This window comes from Amycolatopsis sp. CA-211722 (assembly GCF_056828465.1).
Map to the genome: position 1 here is coordinate 2,828,260 of NZ_CP184752.1, position 20,087 is coordinate 2,848,346.

Annotated in this window: 19 protein-coding genes; 10 read left to right on the plus strand and 9 right to left on the minus strand. The window is 68.6% G+C overall.

The features are described 5' to 3' along the window. Nucleotides 1-188 precede the first annotated feature (188 nt). Genes ACOCEP_RS13930 through ACOCEP_RS13940 form a run of 3 tightly spaced genes read left to right on the plus strand, consistent with a single transcriptional unit; the run spans nt 189 to nt 3,222 of the window. A complete protein-coding gene (locus ACOCEP_RS13930; protein ID WP_482337619.1) occupies nt 189-1,271 on the plus strand; it encodes a hypothetical protein in 1,083 nt (360 codons plus the stop codon). Nucleotides 1,272-1,297: 26 nt separating this feature from the next. Further along, nucleotides 1,298-2,485: an AAA family ATPase gene (locus ACOCEP_RS13935; RefSeq protein ID WP_482337620.1), complete on the plus strand. Its 1,188-nt coding sequence runs from the start codon at nt 1,298-1,300 to the stop codon at nt 2,483-2,485. Further along, nucleotides 2,482-3,222, plus strand: a complete 741-nt coding sequence (locus tag ACOCEP_RS13940; protein ID WP_482337622.1) for an HNH endonuclease — start codon at nt 2,482-2,484, stop codon at nt 3,220-3,222. Before ACOCEP_RS13935 ends, ACOCEP_RS13940 begins: the two co-directional genes overlap by 4 nt. On the opposite strand, the gene ACOCEP_RS13945 is transcribed toward ACOCEP_RS13940, so the two are convergent. Then, complete coding sequence (locus tag ACOCEP_RS13945; protein ID WP_482337624.1) at nt 3,198-3,833, minus strand: SRPBCC family protein; 636 nt, start codon at nt 3,831-3,833, stop codon at nt 3,198-3,200. The two genes, ACOCEP_RS13940 and ACOCEP_RS13945, sit on opposite strands and share 25 nt — an antisense overlap. A 111-nt stretch (nt 3,834-3,944) precedes the next feature. Beyond that, complete coding sequence (locus tag ACOCEP_RS13950; RefSeq protein WP_482337625.1) at nt 3,945-4,604, minus strand: hypothetical protein; 660 nt, start codon at nt 4,602-4,604, stop codon at nt 3,945-3,947. Between the two features lie 179 nt (nt 4,605-4,783). Between ACOCEP_RS13950 and ACOCEP_RS13955 the strand changes: the two genes are divergently transcribed. After that, nucleotides 4,784-5,089: a DUF6204 family protein gene (locus ACOCEP_RS13955; RefSeq protein ID WP_378434327.1), complete on the plus strand. Its 306-nt coding sequence runs from the start codon at nt 4,784-4,786 to the stop codon at nt 5,087-5,089. Nucleotide 5,090: 1 nt separating this feature from the next. On the opposite strand, the gene ACOCEP_RS13960 is transcribed toward ACOCEP_RS13955, so the two are convergent. After that, nucleotides 5,091-5,258, minus strand: coding sequence for a hypothetical protein (locus ACOCEP_RS13960; RefSeq protein WP_482337627.1), 168 nt, complete (start codon nt 5,256-5,258; stop codon nt 5,091-5,093). 159 nt (nt 5,259-5,417) lie between these two features. On the opposite strand from ACOCEP_RS13960, the gene ACOCEP_RS13965 reads away from it, so the two are divergent. Both ACOCEP_RS13965 and ACOCEP_RS13970 read left to right on the plus strand, forming a co-directional pair. Continuing rightward, a complete protein-coding gene (locus tag ACOCEP_RS13965) occupies nt 5,418-6,443 on the plus strand; it encodes a polyprenyl synthetase family protein (RefSeq protein ID WP_482339710.1) in 1,026 nt (341 codons plus the stop codon). Nucleotides 6,444-6,458: 15 nt separating this feature from the next. After that, nucleotides 6,459-7,760, plus strand: a complete 1,302-nt coding sequence (locus ACOCEP_RS13970; RefSeq protein WP_482337628.1) for a sunset domain-containing protein — start codon at nt 6,459-6,461, stop codon at nt 7,758-7,760. 67 nt (nt 7,761-7,827) lie between these two features. Here ACOCEP_RS13970 and ACOCEP_RS13975 read toward each other — a convergent pair whose 3' ends face one another. From ACOCEP_RS13975 to ACOCEP_RS13990, 4 genes are all read right to left on the minus strand, one after another. Further along, nucleotides 7,828-8,895: a 2-oxoacid:ferredoxin oxidoreductase subunit beta gene (locus ACOCEP_RS13975; protein ID WP_034310725.1), complete on the minus strand. Its 1,068-nt coding sequence runs from the start codon at nt 8,893-8,895 to the stop codon at nt 7,828-7,830. After that, entirely contained in the window at nt 8,892-10,799 is a 1,908-nt protein-coding gene (locus ACOCEP_RS13980; RefSeq protein WP_482337630.1) for a 2-oxoacid:acceptor oxidoreductase subunit alpha, read from the minus strand. Before ACOCEP_RS13980 ends, ACOCEP_RS13975 begins: the two co-directional genes overlap by 4 nt. A gap of 290 nt (nt 10,800-11,089) precedes the next feature. Further along, complete coding sequence (locus ACOCEP_RS13985) at nt 11,090-11,842, minus strand: enoyl-CoA hydratase (RefSeq protein WP_482337632.1); 753 nt, start codon at nt 11,840-11,842, stop codon at nt 11,090-11,092. Nucleotides 11,843-11,855: 13 nt separating this feature from the next. Continuing rightward, nucleotides 11,856-12,302, minus strand: coding sequence for an Lrp/AsnC family transcriptional regulator (locus ACOCEP_RS13990; RefSeq protein WP_005151923.1), 447 nt, complete (start codon nt 12,300-12,302; stop codon nt 11,856-11,858). A 74-nt stretch (nt 12,303-12,376) separates the two neighbouring features. On the opposite strand from ACOCEP_RS13990, the gene ddaH reads away from it, so the two are divergent. Beyond that, nucleotides 12,377-13,222 (plus strand): dimethylargininase, encoded by an 846-nt coding sequence (gene ddaH, locus ACOCEP_RS13995; RefSeq protein WP_482337633.1) that lies wholly within the window; start codon nt 12,377-12,379, stop codon nt 13,220-13,222. 91 nt (nt 13,223-13,313) lie between these two features. After that, nucleotides 13,314-13,970, plus strand: coding sequence for a polysaccharide deacetylase family protein (locus ACOCEP_RS14000; RefSeq protein ID WP_482337634.1), 657 nt, complete (start codon nt 13,314-13,316; stop codon nt 13,968-13,970). A 48-nt stretch (nt 13,971-14,018) separates the two neighbouring features. On the opposite strand, the gene ACOCEP_RS14005 is transcribed toward ACOCEP_RS14000, so the two are convergent. Both ACOCEP_RS14005 and ACOCEP_RS14010 read right to left on the minus strand, forming a co-directional pair. Beyond that, nucleotides 14,019-14,954, minus strand: a complete 936-nt coding sequence (locus tag ACOCEP_RS14005) for a cold-shock protein (RefSeq protein WP_482337636.1) — start codon at nt 14,952-14,954, stop codon at nt 14,019-14,021. A gap of 305 nt (nt 14,955-15,259) precedes the next feature. Continuing rightward, nucleotides 15,260-16,660 carry a hypothetical protein gene (locus ACOCEP_RS14010; RefSeq protein WP_482337638.1) on the minus strand — a complete coding sequence of 467 codons (1,401 nt, stop codon included), beginning with the start codon at nt 16,658-16,660 and terminating at the stop codon, nt 15,260-15,262. An 895-nt stretch (nt 16,661-17,555) separates the two neighbouring features. On the opposite strand from ACOCEP_RS14010, the gene ACOCEP_RS14015 reads away from it, so the two are divergent. Together ACOCEP_RS14015 and ACOCEP_RS14020 are read left to right on the plus strand one after the other, a co-directional pair. Beyond that, nucleotides 17,556-18,872: a nucleotide sugar dehydrogenase gene (locus ACOCEP_RS14015; protein WP_482337640.1), complete on the plus strand. Its 1,317-nt coding sequence runs from the start codon at nt 17,556-17,558 to the stop codon at nt 18,870-18,872. Beyond that, nucleotides 18,853-20,040, plus strand: coding sequence for a glycosyltransferase family 4 protein (locus ACOCEP_RS14020; RefSeq protein WP_482337641.1), 1,188 nt, complete (start codon nt 18,853-18,855; stop codon nt 20,038-20,040). The genes ACOCEP_RS14015 and ACOCEP_RS14020 overlap by 20 nt, the downstream gene beginning before the upstream one ends. The last annotated feature ends 47 nt before the right edge of the window (nt 20,041-20,087 follow it).

Consider the following 20,087-nt stretch of genomic DNA (forward strand, 5'->3'; position numbering starts at 1 on the left):
GTTCCCCGCTGAATAGCGCTAGCGAACTTGGTGACTATCCGTGAAAATCTATAGTGTGAACCTGCCCCGGAAAACCGGGTTCTACCTGGTAGGTGACCCGGCCAATTCGCACACTCTGCGTAATGAAGTTTCGAAGAGTGATTCTCGGCGCAGTACTCCTCGGGCTGCTTGCGGCTTGTACGGATTCCGTGGATACGCCCCCGCCGCCACCGCAGTTTCCGAAATGGCAGCCCAAGCAGCCGCGTCCCGCGGATCGTGACGCAAAGGCCGTCGACGCGACGCTGGCCGCTCTCGACTTCTGTGAGCTGATCGACCTGGCCGCCTACGACCGCAGGAAGGGCGGCGATACCCGGCCGGTGACACGCGAGCCCAAGGTGAAGTACGGCCGGAAGATGTGCACGCTCCTCCGCGGCGGCTACGAGACCTTGCTCTACGTCGAGGACGTGGACCCGGGTCACGCGGCGCTCCGGAACGACGGAGCCGTCGTCGACCTCAGCGGAGTGAAGGCCTACCAGGTCGAAACCCGTCGCGAAGGCTCCGTCGACGGCTGCGCGATCACCGTGCCGGTCAGTTTCCAGCGCGCGGTCCAGTTCGAGCTGGGGCTCCAGAGCCGGAGCAAGGACTGCGGGCTCCTTCGCGACTTCGCCACCGCCGGGGCCGCGAAGCTGCCTCGCGACCTCGTCTACCCGCCGGACGCCCAGGACAGCGCTCGCGTCGGTGCCTGCGCCAACTGGGTCTCCACCAGCAAGGGCGAGACCTGCGATCCGGCGGTCGAGGCCCAGGTCCCCGCGGGTGCCGACGCGATCCTGGCCGCCGGTGCCGCCGATCCGAACGTCGAGTGCGCGGTGTTCCGCGACGCGGTCAAGAAGACCTTCGGGCCGGAGTTCGAGCCGATCGCGACGCCGGGGTCCTGCTACTTCGTCGAACCACGCCATCGGGTACAGATCGAGGCCGGGGCCACCATGAACGGTGGCGCGCCCGGCGACTGGCACGCGGATCCGAACGGCACTTTCAAGGACCATCGTCAGCACTCGTTCAGCGGGAATCCGGGAGCCACCCTGCGTGCCAAGGACGACAGCGGATTCCTCATGTACGTCTCGCCGTTCGGGAATCTCGGTTCGCGTGGGCATGTCCGGCTGCTGATTTCGTCGCAGCGGGAGCGGGGCGTCGACGATTGGCAGCGGTCCAGGGCGCTCCCGGCCGTGGACGTCGCCAAGGCGCACGCCGTGATGGAGATCGTGATGGCGACCCACTTTCGGGGGGCCAGGTGACGACCGCGCCGTCGTAAGCTTTCCCCATGTACATCGAGCGGGTCCGGCTGGAGAACATCCGCGGCTTCAGCGGCGCCCGCGCCGTCGACCTCAGGCTTCCCGGCCCGGGCTGGGTGGTCCTCGCCGGGCGCAACGGGTCCGGCAAGACGTCGCTGCTGCGCGCCATCGCGGTCGCGGCGGCGCCGGACGTCGCCTGGGGGTTGCTGTCGGACGCCGGCAGCTGGATCTCGAACGATCAGACGTCCGGGTCGATCGAGCTGTCGGTGATGCGCGAAGAGGGCCCGGCGCCGGTCGAGGTCCGCTGGCTCGACTCCGGTCTGCTGCCGATTTCCGGTCTTCCGCCGGGGCAGCCGTTCTGCGCGGCGTATGGGCCGTTCCGGCGGCTCGCGGGCGGGAGCGGCGAGGCCGAGTCGTGGATGCGCGGCGCGGGATCGCTCGCCCGGATGGCCAGCCTGTTCCACGAAGACGCCTCGCTCGCCGAGGGTGTCACCTGGCTGATCAACCAGCATCTCCGTGCCCTGGAAGGAAAAGCGGGCGCTCGCGAGCTGAAGGACGCGGCGCTGGAGATCCTCGGCGACGGCCTTCTGCCCGGCGGCTACCGGATCCGGGACGTCGATTCGGACGGGCTCTGGGTCGAGTACCGGGGCGACCGGTTCCCGCTGCGCGAGATGAGCGACGGCTACCGCACGGTGACCGCGCTCGTGGTCGACCTGCTCAAACAACTCGACAGCGCGGGCCTCGACCACGAGAGCCCCGGTGTCGTGATCATCGACGAGGTGGACGCGCATCTCCACGTGTCGTGGCAGAAACGCATGGGCGCGTGGTTCAAGGCGCATTTCCCGCGGATCCAGTTCATCGTCACCACGCACAGCCCTTACGTCTGCCAGGCGGCCGACCCTGGCGGCCTCATCCGTCTTTCGGGGCCCGACGAGGACGTCCCGCCCCGCGTGGTCTCCGAGGAGCTGTACGAGCGGGTCGTGTTCGGTTCCGGCGACGACGCCGTGCTGTCCGACCTTTTCGGCCTGGACACGCCGTATTCGCCGCAGGCGGTGGAATTGCGGGAACACCTGGCCGAGCTCGAATTCCAGGTGGCGTCCGGCCGCGCGGACGCGAACGGCGTCCGGGAATGGGAACGCCTGCGGGGGATGCTCAGCAGTTCGCCGCCGAGCCGGGTCGACGAGGTGGCCAGGCGGTTCGAGGCCGACGATCGGTGATCGCGATCCGCCGGGTCGCGCTGCCGGAGCGGGTGGTGGCCGATCTCGAAGAGCTGACGGCGCGCATCCCTCCCGGTGACACGAAAGAAGCCCGGCGGCTCTGGCGGGTTTCGCGTGCCGTGCGGCGTTCTCTCCGGGCCGGCCTGGACGTGATGGCCGCCGGCCGCGGCTACTGCATGTACTGCGGAGACGGGCTCGGGTCCACTGTGGACCATTTCGAACCGATCGCGCGGAATCCCGGCCGCGCGTTCGACTGGCTCAACCACGTCCTCGCCTGCGAGTACTGCAACAGCCACCACAAACGCGACCTCTTCCCGGTGGACGCGGGCGGCACCAGCCTGCTCATCGACCCGACCGCCGAGGATCCCTTGGAGCACTTGTTCCTGGTGCTGTCGATCGGGACCTACCGCGCTCTGACCGAAAAGGGCGAGCAGACCATCGAGGTGTGCGGGTTGAACCGCGCGCAATTGGCGCGGGGCCGGGAAACGGCGGTCAACCAGGTGGGCGCGCTCGTCATGGGCTGGTGGGCCGCGCGCGAGCTGGGCGACGACGTGAAGCGGCGCGCGATGGTCTGGACCCTGCTCGACCAGCCGCACGCCGACGTCCTGCACGCGATGCTCCGGCAGGCGGGGATGCCGGGAGCCCGCGCCGTGTTCCGGGCGGACGACGAGCTCATCGAGCTGCTACGCGCCCCGGAACTCGCTGAGGATCTTCAGCTCTCCGGCGGCGCGGTGTAGGCGGCCAAGGTGGCGTCGGCGCGGGTGCGGGCGGTGGCCGGGTCCGTCCCGTTGGCGACGTCGGCCTCGTACCAGGCCTCGTTGCTCAGCGTCATGAACCGCACGCCCTCTTCGCTGGTCATCCAAGCCATGGCGGCCTCGGGGTCGGCGGCTTCGCCCGATTCGAGGTGCAGCGCGAGCCCGTTCAGCATCATGTCCCAGCCGATGCCCACGGCGCCCGGTCCGAACTGGTTCCAGTGCTCGTTCGGGACGGCGGTGTGGTCGAGTTCGAACCGCGTCCGCCCGTCGGCTTCGGGGCTCAGCCGGAGCTCGATCCAGCTGACGTCGCCGCCGTACTCCCAGGTCGCCGCGAAACCCTTCGGCGGATCGCAGCGCTCGACCGTTCCGCCCGCGTTGCCTTCGAGCTGGTACTTGCCGCCGACGCGCAGCTCGCCGCTGACCGGCAGGAACCAGCGCGGGATGCGTTCGGGATTCGTGCAGGCGTCCCAGAGATCGTCGAGGCCGGTGTCGTAGACCTGGCTGACGGTCGCCGTCACCGCCTCTCCCGCTTCGACCACGCGCTTGCCCAGCCTGCGCTGGACGGAGTTGATCTGGCTGGTCACGTCGACCATCGGTGCCCTCCTCGGCTCGGCTGCCGACAAGGTATCAGCCTTAGCTTATATAAGCCAGAATGGAAAAGGGGCGCCCGGTGGATCCGGACGCCCCTTTCCCGGCGGGATGGCTTACGGGGTGGGGGAGCAGGCCGTGCGGCCGAGGACCACTTCGCCGGTGATGTTCGAGCCCGGGGCGAACTTGATCCGCAGCATGGTCAACCCGATGCTGCCGTTGCCCGGCAGTGTCTGCTCGTTGAAGATCGCCTCGGCGAGCAGGGTGCCGTTGGACTTGGTGATCGGCTTGACGTAGCCGACCGGCACCGGCGACGGCAGGGTGCCGAGCCCGGTCGCGCCGCCGTAGGTCCAGCTCGCGTTCGTGCTGGTCTGGGTCGCCGCGCAGCTGACCGAGTAGGACCTGATCTTGATCCGCGGCCCGCCCGCCGAGACCAGGGCCGACAGCTCGAAGTTCTGCCCCTTGGCCTCCGACTTCGTCGTGGTGACGTCGTTCTCGGGGTCGACGACGGTGGTCGTGCACGTCGAGGTGCCGCCACCGAACGTGATCCCGGTCCTGGTCACGACCCCGGACGAGTTGCTCGTCGGTCCCTCGACCGCGCAGTCGGCGAGCGAGGCGACCGAGATCGGTGCCGAGGTCCCCTTGGTGAAGGCGGCGGAGCCGAGTGAGGCCACGCCGGCGGGATTCGACGCGGCCGCCGGGGTCACCCCGGCGCTGAGACCTGCCAGCAGCAGGGCGCCGACAAGGCCTGCCCGGCTTGCGATGGTGATGCGCATTCCACGTCCTCCTCACGTGACGGAGAGCGAGCCGGTTGGCCGTTCTTCCTTTGTCATCACTATCTGCGTGTCGGTTTCGCCCGTTGCGCGCGTGACGGTCGTTTCACTCGACCGTGGATCATGGACACCCGTTGGATATTCAGGTTCGTATCCGGATGCAGGTCTGTATATTCGATCGCATGCCGACCTACCGCGTCCTCGTCAACGGCAAGTTCGACCACCCGGACGCCGACACCCGCGCCCGGCTGCTCGCCGAGCTCGATCGGCATCAGGCGATGGGCTTCACCGAGGACGGCCTGCTCACCTACAGCGCGCACCTCGGCGCGTTCACCTTCCGCATCACGCTGCGGGGCGAAGAAGAACGTGACGTACTCGACGAAGCCGAGCTGAAGGTCATGGAACTGCTGGACGCCAAGGGCTACCCGTATCGCGACGTCGCGGGCAAGGCGACCTGCATGGACGACATCAAGATCCGCCGCCGCTGACTCAGGCCGCCTTCACGCCGCCCACCACGAGCACGGCCACGACCAGCATCACCGCCATGAAAGCGGCGAAGAGGACGACGGTGATCCACAGCGTCGAACGCTGCTCGCGGTGGTCTTCGGCGGGAGGTCTCCACGCCGGTCTGTCGCCGGAATCGTCCGGACTCCCCATGGCGTTCCCCCAGTTCGCGCCGAAGTGGGCAGGATACTCGGCGGGGGTGTCATCTTCGTCACCGTTTCCCCTGGACAGCACGTCAACAGGCCTCAGCTGCTAGCCACTACGCTGGGAGCAACCCCGAACGGTGTCAAAGAGAGCGGAGCCGACGTGTCTGTGTCTTCACCTGCCCCAGGTGGTGCCATCGAGGACCTGCGCGCGTCCGTGGGGCTCCAGATCGCCGACGAGCAGCTCCTGCGCACCCTCGCCACCGGTCTCGCCGATGTCGAGGCGCTGCTCCGCGAGGTCGTCCGCAGTGACGTCAAGGCCGTCGAGGACGCCGCTTCGCACCTGGTCGAAGCGGGTGGCAAACGTTTCCGTCCGCTGTTCACACTGCTGGCCTCGCAGTTCGGGCCGAAGCAGGGCGACCAGGTGGTCACCGCCGCGGCCGCGGTCGAGCTGGTGCACCTCGCGACGCTGTACCACGACGACGTGATGGACGAGGCGACGATGCGCCGCGGCGCGGAGAGCGTCAACGCCCGCTGGGACAACACCATCGCCATCCTCACCGGCGACTTCCTGTTCGCGCACGCCTCGCGGCTGGTGGCAGACCTCGGCACCGACGCGGCCCGGATCATCGCCGAGACCTTCGGCGAGCTGGTCACCGGCCAGATGCGCGAGACGGTCGGCCCGGCCGAGGGCGACGACGCGGTGGAGCACTATCTCACGGTCATCGCGCAGAAGACCGGTTCGCTGATCGCCACCTCAGGCCGCTTCGGCGGGATGATGTCCGGCGCGCCCGACGAGTACATCGACGCGCTCCGCCGCTTCGGCGACATCATCGGGACGGCGTTCCAGATCTCCGACGACGTCATCGACATCGCGTCCGCTTCGGATGAGCTCGGCAAAGCGCAGGGAACGGACCTGCGCGAAGGCGTCCGCACCCTCCCGATGCTGTACGCGCTGGCCGACCCGGCCACCGACCCGCGCCTGGTGGAGCTGCTGTCCGGCCCGATCTCCGACGACAAGCTCGTCGCCGAGGCCCTGGACCTGCTGCGCGCCTCGTCCGGACTCGAACGCGCACGCGAAACTCTTTCCGACTACGCTCGTCGGGCGCGTGCCGAGCTCGCGGCGCTGCCCGCGTCGCCCGCCCGGGACGCCTGCGAATCGGTCGCCGACTACCTGGTCGCGCGAACGCATTGACAAAGGGCGGGTTGGATGTCCATTTTCGGACAGGTTTGGCTGTGGAGTCTGCTGGCGTTCGTCGTCGGCGCGCTGCTCACCTGGCTGGTGCTGGTGCTCCCGGCGCGCAAGCGCATCCGTGAGCTGGAAAGTTCGCTGGCCACCGCGCACGCCGAGACGTCGAGACTGCCGGCCGGGGTGAGCCTCGGCGCGGGAGCGGCGGCCGTCGCGGGCGGGACCGCGTACCTCGCGAGGCCGTCGCAAGACGAGCTGGACGAGGAGTTCGCGGCCGTCGAGGAGCCGAAGCCCGCGTACCCCGAAACGCTCACCGAGCAGGAGCCCGCGCAGCAGTGGACCGAGCCTGCCGAAGAGCCGGTCAAGGACGTTCCCGAGGAGCCGGAGCACTCCCCGACGCAGATCTTCGAGCCCGAGGAAGAGTACGAGGCCGAGTACCGCACCGCGCCTCAGCCGGACCCGGAGCCTGAGCCGGACCAGGAACACCCGGCCGAGCGGACGCAGTTCATCCCGACGGCCCTGCCGGAACCCGAGCCTGAGCCCGAACCGGAGCCGGAGAACCCGTACGTCGCCGCGGCGACCGATTATCTTCAGCCCGCTTCGAAGCTGGACGTCGAGCCCGAGCCGGAACCCGAGCCGCAGCAGCCGTCGGCGCCTGCCGAGGGGCCGTACCGGTCCCGCCTGGAGATGCAGCTGGACCCCGAGGGCGCGGAGACGCAGCCGGAGCCGGTTTCGCTGTTCAGCCCCGCGTCGCGCGTGGAGACCGAGCAGGCCCCCGTCGAGACCAACTGGTTCGAGCGGGAAGAGGAGCTGCACGATCCGCCCGCGTACGCCTTCGGTTCCGACGAAGAAGCGAAGACCGGCCTCCTCGACTCGGAGCCCGAGACGCCCGCTGAAGCCACCCAGGTGCTGCCCAAGCGCACGCCGCGGGGTGCGGTGCGCGGTGGTTTCGAGCCGCCGCAGCCGATCCAGCCGTCGATGCGGGCGATCGAACGTCGTGAGCCGGAGCTGTCCGGTGGGCAGAGCGGCTCGTTGTTCGAGCCCGCCGTCCAGCCCGGCGACTCGATGCCCGCTCCGGAGCCTCCGCCCGCGCGGGAGGTCGCTCCGGTGGCGGAATCCGTTCCGCCCGGCCCGTTCGGTCCTGGTTCGGCGATGCCGCGGCCGGGCGGTGGCCGTCCCGCCGACGACTTCGCGGTCAAGGCCAGCGTGACCGCTCTGCGGTACTGCACGGAGGACTCGGCGCAGTTCCCGAAGATGGTCGCGGAGGTCTGGTTCCGCTCGGCCGCCGACGCGGAGCGCGTGGGCTTCCGTCCCCTCACCTGAGTGCAATGAACGGGCCGTTCCTTGCGAAATTTGCAAGGAACGGCCCGTTCATGGCGTTCGGGACCGGCTAGCTGACCACGGTCCAGGTGTCCTTGCCGCGCAGAAGACCCTGCAGATCGGGCTTGCGGGCGGCCTGCGCCTCCGCGACCTGGGCACGCGCCTGGTCGTCGTAGGTGGGCCGCTCGACCTGCCGCAGGATGCCGGTCGGCACGTGGTTCAGGTTCTGGTCGCCGATCCGCGAAAGCGCGAAGGCGTACGACGTGTCCTCGATCGCCGGGTCGTGCACGACGAGGTTCTCCTCGCCGATGTTCGCGACCTTCCCGACCTCCAGGCCGGCCCAGCCGCTCCGCGTGACGCCGTATTCGCCCTGCGGCCCGAACTTGATCGGCTCGCCCGCCTTCAGCGGGATGAGCCTGGTCGCGGCTTCGTCCTTGTCCTTGAGGACGTCGAAGGCGCCGTCGTTGAAGATCGGGCAGTTCTGGTAGATCTCCACCAGCGCCGACCCACGGTGCTTCGCGGCGGCCTCCAGCACCTCGGTCAGGCCCTTGCGGTCCGAGTCGAGCGCGCGGCCCACGAACGACGCCTCGGCGCCGATCGCCAGCGAAAGCGGGTTGAACGGGGTGTCGACCGAGCCCATCGGGGTGGACTTCGTGACCATGCCCGGCCCGGACGTCGGCGAGTACTGGCCCTTGGTGAGGCCGTAGATCCGGTTGTTGAACAGCAGGATCTTGATGTTCACGTTGCGCCGCAACGCGTGGATCAGGTGGTTTCCGCCGATGGACAGCGCGTCGCCGTCACCGGTGACCACCCACACCGACAGATCCGGCCGCGCGGTCGCGAGCCCGGTCGCGATCGACGGCGCGCGGCCGTGGATCGAGTGCATGCCGTAGGTGTTCAGGTAGTACGGGAACCGGGACGAGCACCCGATCCCCGAGATGAACACGATGTTCTCGCGCTTGAGGCCGAGCGTCGGCAGGAACGACTGCACGGCGTTGAGCACGACGTAGTCCCCGCAGCCGGGACACCAGCGGACCTCCTGGTCCGACTTGTAGTCCTTGGCCTTCTGCGGTTCGGTCTCGGTCGGCACAAGGTCCAGGCCGCCGAGGGTGGGGATCCCCAGATCGATCGCGGTCACTTCGTCCCCTCCGTACTGGTGATGATCTCCGTGAAGACGCCTTGCAGCTCTTCGGCCTTGAAGGGCAGCCCGGCGACCTTCGTGTACGACTTCACGTCGACGAGGTACTTGGCCCTCAGGAGCATCGAAAGCTGGCCGAGGTTCATTTCGGGGACGACGACGGTGTCGTACGAACGGAGTACGTCGCCGAGGTTGCCCGGGAACGGGTTGAGATGGCGCAGATGCGCCTGCGCGATGGGCATGCCGTCCTTGCGGACCCGGCGGCACGCGGCGCCGATCGGGCCGTAGGAGGAGCCCCAGCCGAGCGCCAGTACCCGTGCCTTGCCGCCGCTCGGGTCGTCGACGACGAGGTCCGGGACGTCGACGCCGTCGATCTTGGCCTGGCGCAGGCGGACCATCTTGTCGTGGTTGTCGGGGTCGTAGGAGATGTGGCCGGTCTTGTCGGCCTTCTCCAGCCCGCCGATGCGATGCTGGAGGCCGGCGGCGCCCGGCAGCGCCCACTCGCGGGCGAGGGTCTCGGGGTCGCGTACATACGGCCAGAATTCCCCGGAACCGTCCTCGGCATTCGGCTCGGTGGCGAATTCCACGCGCAGATCCGGTAGGTCCTCGACGTCCGGGATCAGCCACGGCTCGGAGCCGTTCGCGATCGCGCCGTCCGACAGCAGGAACACCGGCGTGCGGTACTTGAGCGCGATCCTGGTGGCCTCCAGCGCCGCGTCGAAGCAGTCCGCGGGGGACAGCGGCGCGACGATCGGCACCGGGGATTCGCCGTTGCGGCCGAACATCGCCTGCAGCAGGTCGGCCTGCTCGGTCTTGGTCGGCAGACCGGTTGACGGGCCGCCGCGCTGGACGTCGACGACCACCAGCGGCAGCTCGGTCATCACCGCGAGCCCGATGGCCTCGGACTTCAGCGCGACACCGGGCCCGGACGTCGAGGTGACGCCCAGCGCGCCGCCGTACGAGGCGCCGAGCGCGGCGCCGATGCCGGCGATCTCGTCCTCGGCCTGGAAGGTGAGGATGCCGTAGTTCTTGTGCTTGGACAGCTCGTGGAGGATGTCCGACGCCGGGGTGATCGGGTACGTGCCCAGCAGGATCTGCAGGCCGGACTGCTGCCCGGCGGCGACCAGCCCGTACGCCAGCGCGGTGTTCCCGGTGATCTGGCGGTACGTGCCCTGGTTCAGCTTCGCGGGCGCGACCTCGTACGTCGTCGCGAACGACTCGGTCGTCTCGCCGTAGTTCCAGCCCGCGCGGAAGGCCAGGATGTTGGCCTCGGCGATGTCGGCCTTCTTCGCGAACTTCTCGCGGAGGAAGCGTTCCGTGCCCTCGGTCGGCCGGTGGTACATCCAGGAGAGCAGGCCGAGCGCGAACATGTTCTTCGCGCGTTCGGCGTCCTTTTTGGACAGTCCGGTCTCTTCGAGCGCGCCTCTGGTCAGCGTCGACATGGCCACCCGGTGGACTTGATAGGCCGAAAGGGTGTCGTCGTCGAGGGGGTCGTTGTCGTACCCGACCTTGACCAGGTTCCGCTTCGAGAACTCGTCGGTGTTGAGGATGATCGTCCCGCCCGCCGGGACGTCGGCGACGTTCGCCTTCAGCGCTGCGGGGTTCATGGCGACCAGGACGTCCGGCCGGTCGCCCGGCGTGAGGATGTCGTAGTCGGCGAAGTGCACCTGGAAGCTCGAGACGCCGGGGATGGTGCCCTGCGGCGCGCGGATCTCCGCGGGGAAGTTCGGCATGGTCGACAGGTCGTTGCCGAAGGCGGCCGCTTCGGAGGTGAACCGGTCGCCCGTCAGCTGCATGCCGTCACCGGAGTCACCGGCGAACCGGATGACCACCCGGTCCAGCTTGGCGACCTCGGTGGGCCTGACGGCCGACAAGGAGCCGTTGCCGTTCGCACTCGTGCTCATAGGTCAGGGATTCCCTCTCTCCCGACGTGCGTCGTCCCCGGCCGTGCCGGAGATCGGCGTGCCTCGCCCGGCGATGTCGGCCAGGTCACAGGTGCCATGTCCCGAGGTTAGTCCTCGGCACACTTTCCAGGTTGCCGTAAAAACGGTCTGGACCTACTCCTCGAGTGTCCTGAGCTCGCCGCTGAGCGGGGATTATCCGGTTTATCTGTTACCGATGGTAACGGTCTGGGATGCGGCCCGATTGTGAGCCGTATCTCCTTCCAGCGTAGTGAAGTCCGGTCGAGGAACGGTCATCGGCCGGTAATGGCCGCGCGCAACTTGGTGAGTCGTTCGGCGAACGCGGGCCCGGTGAGCGACGCGATCTGCGGCTCGATCTCGGCGTCGACGGCGGCCGAATGGTCGGTCAGCCCCGCGGTGTGCCGGAGCGTGCGCTTCGTCGCCAGAAGGACGTCCCGCGGGGCGCCGACGGCGGGTTTCGCCAGTTCACGGGCGGCCTCGACCAGATCCCCTTCGGCGAGCCGGAGCGCGAGCCCGCATTTGACAGCGGCTTCGGCGCCGACGACTTCACCGAAGAGTGTCATCGCCGCGGCCTTCTGCGGTCCGACGAGCCGCTGGATCATCCACGTCATCCCGCCGCCGGGGTGAATGCCCAGATCGAGAAATCTGGCCACGAACTTCGCCCTTTTTCCCACGATGCGGACGTCCGCGGCGAGCGCGAGGTTCAGTCCGGCACCGACGGCGGCACCGCCGACCGCGGCGATCGTCGGCAGGGAACACCGCGCCACCGAGAGGAATCCGTCGTAGATGGCGCGGAGCCCGTCTTCGCTGGCGCGGGCCAGCGTGTCCAGATCGGCGCCCGCGCAGAACGCCGGCGGTGCGCCGGCGATGACCACAGCGTGGACACTTTCGTCGGCTTCGGCGCGCGAGACGGCCTCGGCCAGCTGTGCGGAGAGGTCGAGCGTCAGGGCGTTGCGGGTCGCGGGCGCGTCGATGGTGAGCACGGCGACGCCGCCGTCGTGGCTGGAGCGGATCTGATCGGTCACGGGGACGAGGGTGTCACGCTTCGGGCGTCGGCGGGCGTTCCAGCAACCGGGACAGGACGACGGTGGACACCGTGCGGTCGACGATCTCCAGCCCGCGCAGCCGCTCCAGCGCGGTCTCCAGATGATGGATGTCCGACGCGCGCAGATGGACGATCGCGTCTGCCGCCCCCGACACCGTGTACGCCGCGACGACCTCCGGCAGCGGCTCCAGCCGGGCGCGGATCCGGGCGGGGGTGATGTTGCCGTTGCAGGTCATCTCGACGAACGCCTCGGTGCCCCAGCCCAGCGCCTCGGGGTCGACGACCGCGGTGAACCCGCGCAGGACCCCGGTTTCGAGCAGTCTGTCGACCCGTCGTTTCACCGCGGGCGCGGACAGGCCGACGACCTTGCCGATATCGGCGTAGCTGGACCTCGCGTTGGCCATCAGGCATGAAACGATTCGCTGGTCGATGGTGTTCACACGCAATGTTTAGCAGGTATGTGCGCAGCGAACAGCGATTGATTGCGGAATTAGGTAAGCCTTACCCTTCGGGTATGCCGGAACTGGAGCAGCAGCCCCGTGTACCCACGACGCGCCGCTACCTCATGTGCCCGCCGCGGTACTTCGCGGTGGACTACGTCATCAACCCGTGGATGGACCCATCGGTCCCGGTCAGCGTCGACACCGCGATGGCGCAATGGACCGAACTCCGCGACACCTATCGGCGCCTCGGCCACACCGTCGAGGAGATCGACGCCCAGCCCGGCCTGCCCGACATGGTGTTCGCCGCGAACTCCGGCACCGTCGTCGACGGCCGTGTCCTCGGCTCGCGGTTCCGCGCGCCGCAGCGCACCGCCGAGGCCGAGCACTTCCGCCGCTGGTTCGTCGAGCACGGCTACCGCGACATCACCATGCCCGAGAAGATCAACGAGGCCGAGGGCGACTTCGCGTGGACCGGCAAGGTCCTGCTCGCCGGCACCGGTTTCCGGACCGACCCGGCCGCGCACGCCGAAGCGCAGGAGGTCCTCGGCGTCCCGGTCGTGTCGCTGCGGCTGATCGACCCGAGCTACTACCACCTCGACACCGCGCTGTTCGTGCTCGCCGAGGCGACCGACACCACGTCCGCCCAGATCGCCTACTACCCGGAGGCCTTCTCGGCCGGGTCGCGGAAGGTGCTGGAGCGGATGTTCCCGGACGCGGTAATCGCGGACCGGGCCGACGCGGAGTGCTTCGGCCTGAACGGGGTCTCCGACGGCCGCAACGTCGTCCTGCCGGTCGAGGCGACCGGACTGGCGGCCCGGTTGACCGAACGCGGCTACGAAGTGGTCTTCCTGGACATCTCCGAGCTGAGGAAGGCGGGCGGCGGCCCGAAGTGCTGCACCCTGGAGATCCGCAAGTAATCCATTAGTGGACACCTTGCGGGATCATGTAACTACTCCATTCGCCAACTCGATTAATCGGGAAACGAACTCGGTCCCGAATGAGGCGCGGATGGTGATCCTGGCGATCGGCGGCGTGGGCAAACCCGTGCGCGCGCTGGATCCTGGCGAGAACGAATCCTGGGTGACCGTCGAGCAGTTCGAGCGGGTGCTCGACACGGTGGCCGGCCGGGAGGACGTCGGCCTCACCTTCGACGACGGCAACTCCTCGGACGTCGAGATCGCGCTCCCCAGACTGGTGGAGCGCGATCTCACGGCCGAGTTCTTCCCGCTGGCCGGCCGGATCGGGCAGCGGGGCTTCCTCGACGCCGACGGCCTTCGCGCACTGGTCGAGGCGGGGATGTCGATCGGTTCGCACGGCTGGGAACACCGCGACTGGCGGCGGCTCGACGCCCGGAACGCCCGGCGTGAACTGGAAACCGCGCCGAAACTGCTCGCGGAACTGAGCGGGGAACCCGTGCGCGCGTACGCGCCGCCGTTCGGCGCCTACGACCGGCGGGTGCTCAGCAGGCTCCGGCGCTCCGGTGCGACGAGGGTCTACACGACCGAAGGCGGCGCGGCTTCGCGCGACGGCTGGCTGCGGCCGCGGATCGAGGTCCGGCACGACGTCGACCAGGAGTGGATCGACGGTGTGCTCGGCGAGCGGGAGGGGCTGTACCGCCGAGCGGGACGGCTCGTGGCGCGGGTCGCCAGGCTTGCCCGCTCTTGACCGATTTTCCTTCTACGGTGGGAAAACAGCCCTTGAAGGGCCGCCTCTTCAGAGGCGTTCGATGCGGTCGGCCTGCGGGCCGCGGTCGCTCTGACGCACCGCGTACCGAACCCGGTCGCCCTTCCGCAGCGGCTCCGACCCCATGATCACGGACGCGTGGGCGAAGAGATCGTCGCCGCCTGCGTCCGGGGTGATGAAGCCGAAGCCTCGGTCGTCGTCGTAGCGCGCGACGACGCCCTCGCCGCCTCGTACGGGCACGTCCCGCGCCGCCGCGGCAGGTGCCGACCGCTGCGGCGCCGTCTGGGGCTCGGCGCCCCGGACCAGGTGCACGTCGCGGGCCTGCGGGCCCTTGTCTCCACTGGTCACCTCGTAGGCGACGCGGTCGCCCTCCGCGAGCCACGTCAGCCCGTCGGCCAGGGCCCGGGCGTGAACGAAGACGTCCCCGGCGCCGGAGTCAGGGTTGATGAAGCCGAAGCCCTTGTCCTCGTCGTACCAGGCCACCGTGCCGTCGGCATCGTCCGCGATATCAGCCGCGGCGGGTGAGCCGGCCCCTGCTCCCAGCGGGATCACGTGCCCGGCCTGCGGGCCGCGCTCGCCTTCGACGATCAGGAAGGCCACCCGCTGCCCCTCGGTGACCACGCCGCCGGTCACGATGGCGGAGCTGTGCACGAAGATGTCGGCGCCGCCGCCGTCCGGCGACGCGAAGCCGTACCCCTTGCCCGGCTCGTACCAGTTGACGGTGCCGAGCAGGCCCACGGCGCTGCCGGTGGCCGCATCGGCGGTGACGCGAACGCGCAGCGCCTGGGGCCCGCGGTCGTTCTCGCCGACCTCGAACACGACGGCCTGACCTTCGCGGAGCATTTTCGCGCCGCTGTCCCCGACGATCTCGGAGGCGTGCACGAACACGTCCGGCGAGCCGTCCTCGGGCGCGAGGAAGCCGAAACCCCGTTCGGCGTCGAACCAACGGACGGTCCCTTGCGGCATAAAAGGCTCCAGGTCGAGAGGGCGGGCACTGGCCCCCAGTCTCTCTGACAGACCTCCGGTCCATCAGGCCGGGCCCACAGTCGGGTGGTGCCGAGCCGGTCCAAAAGGGTGCACGAGTATGCGGAAACCGCTCCTGTTCTCGGCGATGGTGATCGCCGCCGCATCACCGGGGCGGCCCCGACCGCCCAGCAGTCGCTGGCGAGGACCACCGGTTGCAAGCAGGTACAAGACCGACGACGAACATCTCGTGAGTGGTAAGGACGGTTAGAACCGCCCTTACCACTCACGAGACCGATCGGAGACTTTCAGCGCCGGACCACCTGCTGGTACCAGTCACCGAATCCGTAGGGCGGGGCGATGACGTACACATCGGTGTCGCCGACCGCCCGCCACGGCGCGACTGCCCGCAACCGGTAGACACCGACCGCGACGTTCGGGAAGGTCACCCAGCCGTCAGCGTCACTTCTCGCGAGCGACACGAGTTTCCCGCCGTCGGTGCTCAAGGTGGTGGTCACGTTCGGCACCTGCTCACCGGAGTCCCACTGGCCGTTGCCGTTCTTGTCGGTCCAGATCCGGCCGCGGGAGTCGGCCCGTTTGCCCGGCACCTTGCCGGAAGCTTCGACGACCGGTCCGGAGAATGTGGACTTGCCTTCGACGTAGCACGTCAAATGGACCTTGCCGAAGTAGCTCGCCTTCTCCGGGACCTTGCCCGTGACCGTGATCTCCAGGCGCTGGCCCGCCGCGAGCGTGCCCGCCTGCTTCACCGGGCTGAAGTCGCCCCATTGGGTGTCGGCGATTTCGAGATGCTGTCCACTGCCCACCGGGTCGCAACCCACCCACAGGCCGGCCAGCGGCCGAGCGCCGACGTTGGAGAGGACGAGAGTCGCCTTGGCGGTCTCGCCGACGGTGTAGCTCGCCTTGTCGAGACTGCCGCTCGCCTGGAGCACGTCGGTCAACGGGCGGGTCGCCTTGATGACGAGCGCGGTCTGCGATCCGCTTCCATCCACCCTGAGGTCACCCGTGTGCGGGGTGACCCAGCCATTGGGGACCTTCCAGAAGTAGAGACTCGCGTTGGGGGTGATCGGCACGGCGGCGAATTCGAACCGGCCAGCGGCGTCGGTGGTCGTCGTCAGCTCGCCCGTCGCGCCCACGCCGCTCAAGTGGACTTCGGCCCCGGCCAGGCTCTCCCCGGGAGACGGGACGCCGTCCTCGTTCGCGTCGCCATAGAGCTGCCCGGCGACACGATCGGTCGTACCAGGAGGAACGTGCTCCAGCGTGACGATGGAAGCGTTGTCCCGGTGGTCGGCATCGCCGGGCGTGTACACCTCGAACTGCACGGCGGGGTCCTCTTTGCCGCCGTACATCGACTTGCCGATCACACGGTAGGTCCGGGTCTCTCCGGGAGCGAACGTGGCACCCGGGCCGTCGTTCGCAAGATCGCCCCAGCCTCCCCTGGGAACGGTGAAGTACGGCCCCGTGACGGTGTAGTTGGTCCCCTTGGCCTCGGTCGCGGTGACGTCGCCGAGGTTGGTGACCGTCACGTCGACCGGGATCTCGTCCCCCGGCAGATAGCGGCCTTGGACGACCGTCGCCGTGACCTTGAGGTTGGGGCCCGGCTCGGCGCTCGCGGGTGTGGCCGTCACCAGTCCGGTGAGGGTGAAGGCCGCGGTGAGCACGCCGAGGGCGCGCAGCGATGTTCTTCGCATTGGTGTGTTTCCCCAGTCCCGCCTGACACGCACCCGTCCCTTGCGGACGCCCCCCAGGCGATCATCGTTGACGGATCGAACCTAAAGCCCGGCCTTGAGGAGTGACCACCGCGGAACATTCCGGCACCGCGGCCGGGCAACCGTACGGACGTCCTGGACGTGTCCTAGAGGTCTTTCCCGCGATCAGCGGCAACGCGGGCTGACGTTTTCCTTGGGCCTCGGGGATTCCAGCCCTCGCGGAGCAGAATGGTCCGGACCTCGGCGGCCACCGCGCACGGTGCGTCCCGGAAGGCGAGACCCGGTGTCGAGTGCGTCGACCTGCCGTCGAGCCAGACCGTCACCGCGGCACCCTGTGCGTCGTAGGTGACGTCCTCCCGGAGTGTCTTTCCGTCGACCTCGAAGGGAGTTTGCCTGCTTCCGCGGGGAAGGCCGCTGGGGCCGACAAGGTCGATGATGGTGCCGGCCACTCGGGCGGCGGTCGGGAGATCGCGGAGTTCGTCTAGGGAACGGTTGTTTCCACCGACCCGTCGGTGATCGGCACCGGATGCCATTCCTCGGCGGCCGTGCGATGGCTGAGGACGGCGTCCTTCCCGCAGTTTCGCTTGCCGGGACAAGACGCCGGTGAAACGTGGCGACCACACCGGGCAGGACGAGCGAAGCTGGGTTTTGCTGACGATTCCCCAAGGGCACGAGTCGACGAGCGCAGCACGAAAGCGCCGGTGGTGTCGTGACTATCGAGACGAAACCCTTACGTTCCGCCTGTAGCGTTTCGCGCCCCTCGGACGATGATCGATTCCTTTGTCCGACAGCGATTCCGCCGAACGCCGGACACCGGTAACGAACCCGGCCGCCCCGCCGACCAACGGGCAGCGGAACGCGGCTGGAGGAATTCGTCATGAAGATCAGTGTCTTCGGGCTCGGTTACGTCGGGTGCGTGTCGGCGGCGTGCCTCGCCGGCCGCGGGCACGAGGTCGTCGGGGTCGACGTGAACCCGGTGAAGATCGAACTCGTCTCCAGCGGCAAGGCGCCGGTGGTCGAGGAGCGGATCGGCGAACTGACCGCGGAAGTGGTCGCCCAGGGCAAGCTGAGAGCCACGACCGACGTGAGACAGGCGATCGCGGACAGCGAAGTCTCCCTGATCTGCGTCGGTACCCCGTCGGCGCCGAACGGCAGCCTGTCGACGGCGTTCCTTGAGCGCGTCGCCGAGGAAATCGGCGAAGCGCTCAAGACCAAGACCGAACGGCACACCGTCGTCTTCCGCAGCACCATGCTCCCCGGCACCTGCCTGGATCTGCTCGTTCCCATCCTCGAGAAGTCCTCCGGCCGCACCGCCGGCGTCGACTTCGGGGTCGCGGTGAACCCCGAGTTCCTGCGCGAGGGGAGCAGCGTCAAGGACTTCTTCGACCCGCCCAAGACCGTCATCGGCGAGCTCGACCCGGCCAGCGGCGACGTCGTCGCGGCGCTTTACGAAGGCCTTCCCGGCGAGGTCTTCCGCGTCGCGATCCCGGTCGCCGAGATGACGAAGTACGCCGACAATTCCTTCCACGGCCTCAAGATCGGCTTCGCGAACGAGCTCGGCGCCATCTGCCGCGCCCTGGGGCTCGACTCGCATCAGGTGATCGACGTCTTCCTCGCCGACCGCAAGCTCAACATCAGCCCCGCCTACCTCCGTCCCGGGTTCGCCTTCGGCGGCTCGTGCCTCCCCAAGGATCTGCGCGGCCTGGTCTACGCCGCGCACCGCGCGGACGTCGCCGTCCCGATCCTCTCGCACGTGCTGCCCTCCAACGACGAACACCTCCAGCGCGCCTTCGACCTGGTCGCACGCACCGGGAAACGCAAGATCGGCCTGTTCGGCCTGTCGTTCAAACCCGGCACCGACGACCTGCGGGAGAGCCCGCTCGTCGAGCTCGCGGAGCGGCTGCTCGGCAAGGGTTACGACCTCCGCATCTACGACGCCAACGTCAGCCTTTCGCGGCTGATGGGCGCGAACCGCGAGTACATCGAGGGCAGGCTGCCGCATCTCGGTCAGCTGCTGGCCGGCTCCATCGACGAGGTCGTCGACCACGCCGAGGTCTGCCTCATCGGCTCCTCCGACCCGGACGTCCTCGCGGCCCTTCCGGCGGGCGGCGGCCACACCATCATCGATCTCGTCCGCGTACCCGACGCCGCCGAGCGCCGGGCTGAAGAGGGATATGTCGGTCTTGCCTGGTAAAGCTCTCATCCTCGTCGAGAACCTGTCCGTCCCCTTCGATCGCCGCGTCTGGCAGGAGTGCCAGACACTCCGCGACGCCGGCTGGGAAGTCCACGTCATCTGTCCACAAGGGACGAAGCGGGACACCGAAGCCGAAGTCACCATCGACGGCGTTCACATCCTGCGGTACCCGCTGAAGGCCGCCACCGGTGGTCCGGCCGGGTACGTCCAGGAGTACGGCTCCGCGCTGTGGCACACGCTCCGGCTCGCCCGCAAGGTCGGCAAGGTCGACGTGGTGCACGCCTGCAACCCGCCGGATCTGCTGTTCCTGGTCGCGCTGTACCTCAAGCGCCAGGGTGCGAAGTTCATCTTCGACCAGCACGACCTCTGCCCCGAGCTGTACCTCTCGCGCTTCGATCGCGGCGAGGACTTCCTGTACCGCGCGGTCTGCGCGCTGGAGCGCCGCACGTACAAGACGGCCGACGTCGTCATCGCGACCAACGAGAGCTACAAGGACGTCGCCGTGAAGCGCGGCGGCAAAGCGCCGGATAACGTCTTCGTCGTACGCAGCGCGCCCGTGGTCGAGCGGTTCCACCTGGTTCCGGCCGAGCCCGAGCTGAAGAAGGGCAAGCCGCATCTGCTGGCGTACCTCGGTGTGATGGGCCCGCAGGACGGCGTCGACTACGCGTTGCGCGCGCTCGCTTCGCTGCGTGACGAGGTCGGTCGCACCGACTGGCATGCCGTGTTCATCGGTTCCGGTGACGCCTTCGACGCCATGGTGGCGTTGTCCAAGGAACTGAAGCTCGACGATCAGGTCGAGTTCACCGGCCGGATCTCCGACGAGGACCTGCTGCGCTACCTGTCCTCGGCCGACGTCTGCCTTTCGCCGGATCCGCTGAACCCGCTCAACGACGTGTCGACCATGAACAAGATCATGGAGTACATGGCGATGAGCCGTCCGATCGTTTCCTTCGAGCTGCGGGAGGCCCGCGTTTCGGCCGGAGAGGCCGCCCTCTACGCGCCGGCGAACGACGAGCCGGAGTTCGCGAAGCTGATCGCTCATCTGCTCGACTCGCCGGAGCAGCGGGCGGAGATGGGTGAGCTGGGGCGGGCACGCGTCGCCGGTCCGCTCTCGTGGGAGAACTCCCAGAAAGCCCTGCTCGCGGCCTACGCGGCCGCGGTCCGTTGATCGATTTCCCGGTCGCGTTTCGAACAAGAGTCGGGCAACCCTGTAAC

Coding starts and splice junctions, on each gene's coding strand:
- ACOCEP_RS13935 (WP_482337620.1), top strand. CDS start 1,298: ATGTACATCGAGCGGGTCCGGCTGGAGAACATCCGCGGCTTCAGCGGC.
- ACOCEP_RS13945 (WP_482337624.1), bottom strand. CDS start 3,833: ATGGTCGACGTGACCAGCCAGATCAACTCCGTCCAGCGCAGGCTGGGC.
- ACOCEP_RS13950 (WP_482337625.1), bottom strand. CDS start 4,604: ATGCGCATCACCATCGCAAGCCGGGCAGGCCTTGTCGGCGCCCTGCTG.
- ACOCEP_RS13955 (WP_378434327.1), top strand. CDS start 4,784: ATGCCGACCTACCGCGTCCTCGTCAACGGCAAGTTCGACCACCCGGAC.
- ACOCEP_RS13960 (WP_482337627.1), bottom strand. CDS start 5,258: ATGGGGAGTCCGGACGATTCCGGCGACAGACCGGCGTGGAGACCTCCC.
- ACOCEP_RS13970 (WP_482337628.1), top strand. CDS start 6,459: ATGTCCATTTTCGGACAGGTTTGGCTGTGGAGTCTGCTGGCGTTCGTC.
- ACOCEP_RS13980 (WP_482337630.1), bottom strand. CDS start 10,799: ATGAGCACGAGTGCGAACGGCAACGGCTCCTTGTCGGCCGTCAGGCCC.
- ddaH (WP_482337633.1), top strand. CDS start 12,377: ATGCCGGAACTGGAGCAGCAGCCCCGTGTACCCACGACGCGCCGCTAC.
- ACOCEP_RS14000 (WP_482337634.1), top strand. CDS start 13,314: ATGGTGATCCTGGCGATCGGCGGCGTGGGCAAACCCGTGCGCGCGCTG.
- ACOCEP_RS14005 (WP_482337636.1), bottom strand. CDS start 14,954: ATGCCGCAAGGGACCGTCCGTTGGTTCGACGCCGAACGGGGTTTCGGC.
- ACOCEP_RS14010 (WP_482337638.1), bottom strand. CDS start 16,660: ATGCGAAGAACATCGCTGCGCGCCCTCGGCGTGCTCACCGCGGCCTTC.
- ACOCEP_RS14015 (WP_482337640.1), top strand. CDS start 17,556: ATGAAGATCAGTGTCTTCGGGCTCGGTTACGTCGGGTGCGTGTCGGCG.
- ACOCEP_RS14020 (WP_482337641.1), top strand. CDS start 18,853: ATGTCGGTCTTGCCTGGTAAAGCTCTCATCCTCGTCGAGAACCTGTCC.